This window comes from Fluctibacter corallii (assembly GCF_025751585.1).
GTDB classification, from domain to species: Bacteria; Pseudomonadota; Gammaproteobacteria; order Enterobacterales; family Alteromonadaceae; genus Fluctibacter_A; species Fluctibacter_A corallii.
Genome location: NZ_JAOWKX010000017.1, coordinates 1 through 4,915, shown reverse-complemented (window position 1 = coordinate 4,915; position 4,915 = coordinate 1). Strand labels below are relative to the sequence as shown.

Sequence of the window (4,915 nt, the reverse complement as noted above, 5' to 3'; positions counted from 1 at the left end):
TTGTGCACTTGTCTTACAACACCGAAGCTAAAGCTTCTTAGGCGTTGTATGGTTAAGCCTCACGGGCAATTAGTACAGGTTAGCTTAACGCCTTACAACGCTTCCACACCCTGCCTATCAACGTCTTAGTCTAAAACAACCCTTTAGGACAGTTAAACTGTCAGGGATGACTCATCTTGGGGCTCGCTTCCCGCTTAGATGCTTTCAGCGGTTATCGATTCCGAACGTAGCTACCGGGCAATGCCTTTGGCAAAACAACCCGAACACCAGCGGTTCGTCCACTCCGGTCCTCTCGTACTAGGAGCAGCCCCCCTCAATCATCCAACGCCCACACCAGATAGGGACCGAACTGTCTCACGACGTTCTAAACCCAGCTCGCGTACCACTTTAAATGGCGAACAGCCATACCCTTGGGACCGACTTCAGCCCCAGGATGTGATGAGCCGACATCGAGGTGCCAAACACCGCCGTCGATATGAACTCTTGGGCGGTATCAGCCTGTTATCCCCGGAGTACCTTTTATCCGTTGAGCGATGGCCCTTCCATTCAGAACCACCGGATCACTATGACCTACTTTCGTACCTGCTCGACGTGTCTGTCTCGCAGTTAAGCTAGCTTATGCCATTGCACTAACCTCACGATGTCCGACCGTGATTAGCTAACCTTCGTGCTCCTCCGTTACTCTTTGGGAGGAGACCGCCCCAGTCAAACTACCCACCAGACACTGTCCACACTCCAGATAATGGAGCAATGTTAGAACATCAAACATACAAGGGTGGTATTTCAAGGACGGCTCCACATAATCTGGCGACTATGTTTCAAAGCCTCCCACCTATCCTACACATGTAGGTTCAATGTTCAGTGCCAAGCTGTAGTAAAGGTTCACGGGGTCTTTCCGTCTAGGTGCGGGTACACTGCATCTTCACAGCGATTTCAATTTCACTGAGTCTCGGGTGGAGACAGCGTGGCCATGGTTACACCATTCGTGCAGGTCGGAACTTACCCGACAAGGAATTTCGCTACCTTAGGACCGTTATAGTTACGGCCGCCGTTTACCGGGGCTTCGATCAAGAGCTTCGCATACGCTAACCCCATCAATTAACCTTCCGGCACCGGGCAGGTGTCACACCGTATACGTCATCTTTCGATTTAGCACAGTGCTGTGTTTTTAATAAACAGTCCCAGCCACCTGGTCACTGCGACCGCCATCTGCTTACTCCGCAAGGGATTCACAAACAGCGGCGTACCTTCTCCCGAAGTTACGGTACTATTTTGCCGAGTTCCTTCACCCGAGTTCTCTCAAGCGCCTTAGTATTCTCTACCTGACCACCTGTGTCGGTTTGGGGTACGGTTCGTATTATCATAAGTTTAGAGGCTTTTCCTGGAAGCAGGGCATCAACCACTTCAACTCCGTAGAGTCTCGTCTCGTGTCTCAGCCTTAAGAACCCGGATTTGCCTAAGTTCTCAGCCTACTCACTTTCACATGGACAACCAACGCCATGCTGGCCTAGCCTTCTCCGTCCCCCCATCACTGATAATACAAGTTCAGGAATATTAACCTGATTCCCATCGACTACGCATTTCTGCCTCGCCTTAGGGGCCGACTTACCCTGCCCTGATTAGCATGGGACAGGAAACCTTGGTCTTCCGGCGTGGGGGTTTTTCACCCCCATTATCGTTACTCATGTCAGCATTCGCACTTGTGATACCTCCAGCATGCTTCTCAACACACCTTCAACGGCTTACACAACGCTCCCCTACCCAGCATGTAAACATGCTGCCGCAGCTTCGGTGCCTAGTTTAGCCCCGTTACATCTTCCGCGCAGGCCGACTCGACTAGTGAGCTATTACGCTTTCTTTAAAGGGTGGCTGCTTCTAAGCCAACCTCCTAGCTGTCTTAGCCTTCCCACATCGTTTCCCACTTAACTAGGACTTGGGGACCTTAGCTGGCGGTCTGGGTTGTTTCCCTCTCCACGACGGACGTTAGCACCCGCCGTGTGTCTCCCGGATAGTTCTCTTTGGTATTCGGAGTTTGCAAAGGGTTGGTAAGTCGGGATGACCCCCTAGCCTTAACAGTGCTCTACCCCCAAAGGAATTCGTCCGAGGCTCTACCTAAATAGATTTCGGGGAGAACCAGCTATCTCCCGGTTTGATTGGCCTTTCACCCCCAGCCACAAGTCATCCCCTAACTTTTCAACGTTAGTGGGTTCGGTCCTCCAGTTGATGTTACTCAACCTTCAACCTGCCCATGGCTAGATCACCGGGTTTCGGGTCTATACCTAGCAACTAAACGCGCAGTTAACACTCGCTTTCGCTACGGCTCCCCTATGCGGTTAACCTTGCTACTAAATATAAGTCGCTGACCCATTATACAAAAGGTACGCAGTCACACCACGAAGGTGCTCCCACTGCTTGTACGTATACGGTTTCAGGTTCTATTTCACTCCCCTCACAGGGGTTCTTTTCGCCTTTCCCTCACGGTACTGGTTCACTATCGGTCAGTTAGGAGTATTTAGCCTTGGAGGATGGTCCCCCCATATTCAGTCAAGATAACACGTGTCCCGACCTACTCGATTTCACAATATAAATCCCTTCGTGTACGGGGCTATCACCCTGTATCGCGGCACTTTCCAGAGCCTTCCACTGTTATTTATATTGCTTAAGGGCTAATCCCCGTTCGCTCGCCGCTACTAGGGGAATCTCGGTTGATTTCTTTTCCTCCGGGTACTTAGATGTTTCAGTTCCCCGGGTTTGCCTCGTTAACCTATGTATTCAGTTAACGATACCTCAAAGAGGTGGGTTTCCCCATTCGGACATCTGTGGCTCAAATGCGTTTTGTCAGCTCACCACAGCTTTTCGCAGACTTACACGTCCTTCATCGCCTCTAACTGCCAAGGCATCCACCGTATACGCTTTGTCACTTAACCATACAACCCTAAGCAGCCTTTTGTTCTTGCTTCCGTAAGGTTACCCTTACTGCGCCATCTTCACTGGTAAGAAAGATAACTCGCAATTTCCGCTTTCGGTCTATGTTGTATGCATGACAAGTGCTAATCACAATCAGATAGAATACGCTTGAAGATTTCTCTTCAGTTACTCTCAGTTGTTGATTTTTAATATCAGCTTTCCAAATTGTTAAAGAACATTTCGTGCAAATTCATCGCTACGCGGTGATATTTGCGCAAGGGGTGTATCAAGCACCGCCGAAGCAGTGGATAACCTCTTGTAAGGCACTGGCCTTAATCAATTTACTCTCTTAAGAGTACATTCATTAAAACCTTGCATTTCTTTGTTAGGCGAGGAAGGTGAAAGCGTAGTGTGCAAGTAGCACATGAGCTTTTATCTGACGACGCATAACGAAGAAATTGGTAGGCTTGGGCAGACTTGAACTGCCGACCTCACCCTTATCAGGGGTGCGCTCTAACCAGCTGAGCTACAAGCCTATTTTACTTCGGCCTTGATTCCTATTCTTCGCCTTTATGCGTTGCATTCTCAGTTACATACTTGAGTATGTGCCTTCGAATCCGCCTTAGTCGGCTCGACTAGAAACCAATTCCTCGCAAAACCTTACGATTCCGCTTAGGCTGGCTCATTCTCTAGTAAGAGATGGTGGAGCTAAGCAGGATCGAACTGCTGACCTCCTGCGTGCAAGGCAGGCGCTCTCCCAGCTGAGCTATAGCCCCAATGGCCTTCGTTCTTCTTTTCAATAACAAAACAATCTGTGTGAACACTGCGCTAAAAGGCGCAACTTTTGGTAAGGAGGTGATCCAACCGCAGGTTCCCCTACGGTTACCTTGTTACGACTTCACCCCAGTCATGAAACACAAAGTGGTAATCGTCCCCCCGAAGGTTAGACTAACTACTTCTTTTGCATCCCACTCCCATGGTGTGACGGGCGGTGTGTACAAGGCCCGGGAACGTATTCACCGCAGTATGCTGACCTGCGATTACTAGCGATTCCGACTTCATGGAGTCGAGTTGCAGACTCCAATCCGGACTACGACAAGCTTTAAGGGGTCCGCTCCACGTCACCGTCTTGCTTCCCTCTGTACTTGCCATTGTAGCACGTGTGTAGCCCTACACGTAAGGGCCATGATGACTTGACGTCGTCCCCACCTTCCTCCGGTTTGTCACCGGCAGTCTCCTTAGAGTGCCCAACTAAATGCTGGCAACTAAGGACAAGGGTTGCGCTCGTTGCGGGACTTAACCCAACATCTCACGACACGAGCTGACGACAGCCATGCAGCACCTGTCTCAGAGTTCCCGAAGGCACCAAACCATCTCTGGTAAGTTCTCTGGATGTCAAGTGTAGGTAAGGTTCTTCGCGTTGCATCGAATTAAACCACATGCTCCACCGCTTGTGCGGGCCCCCGTCAATTCATTTGAGTTTTAACCTTGCGGCCGTACTCCCCAGGCGGTCTACTTAGCGCGTTAGCTACGCTACTCACGTATTAAATACACAAACAGCTAGTAGACAGCGTTTACGGTGTGGACTACCAGGGTATCTAATCCTGTTCGCTACCCACACTTTCGCACATGAGCGTCAGTCTTTGGCCAGGGAGCCGCCTTCGCCACTGATGTTCCTCCAGATATCTACGCATTTCACCGCTACACCTGGAATTCCACTCCCCTCTCCAAGACTCTAGACTGCCAGTTCTAAAGGCAATTCCCACGTTGAGCGCGGGGCTTTCACCTCTAGCTTAACAATCCGCCTGCGTGCGCTTTACGCCCAGTAATTCCGATTAACGCTCGCACCCTCCGTATTACCGCGGCTGCTGGCACGGAGTTAGCCGGTGCTTCTTCTGTGGGTAACGTCACAGCTAATGGGTATTAACCATTAACCTTTCCTCCCCACTGAAAGTGCTTTACAACCCGAAGGCCTTCTTCACACACGCGGCATGGCTGCATCAGGGTT

At 50.4% G+C, this 4,915-nt stretch carries 2 tRNA genes and 2 rRNA genes; all 4 read right to left on the bottom strand.

Annotated features, from left to right (window positions below):
* Nucleotides 1–48 precede the first annotated feature (48 nt).
* A 23S ribosomal RNA gene (locus OE749_RS18555) occupies nucleotides 49–2,927 on the bottom strand.
* Nucleotides 2,928–3,366: 439 nt separating this feature from the next.
* A tRNA-Ile gene (locus OE749_RS18550) sits at nucleotides 3,367–3,443 on the bottom strand.
* Between the two features lie 164 nt (nucleotides 3,444–3,607).
* Nucleotides 3,608–3,683: transfer RNA gene (locus OE749_RS18545), tRNA-Ala, on the bottom strand.
* A 72-nt stretch (nucleotides 3,684–3,755) separates the two neighbouring features.
* Nucleotides 3,756–4,915 (bottom strand): 16S ribosomal RNA (locus OE749_RS18540); the annotation flags it as partial.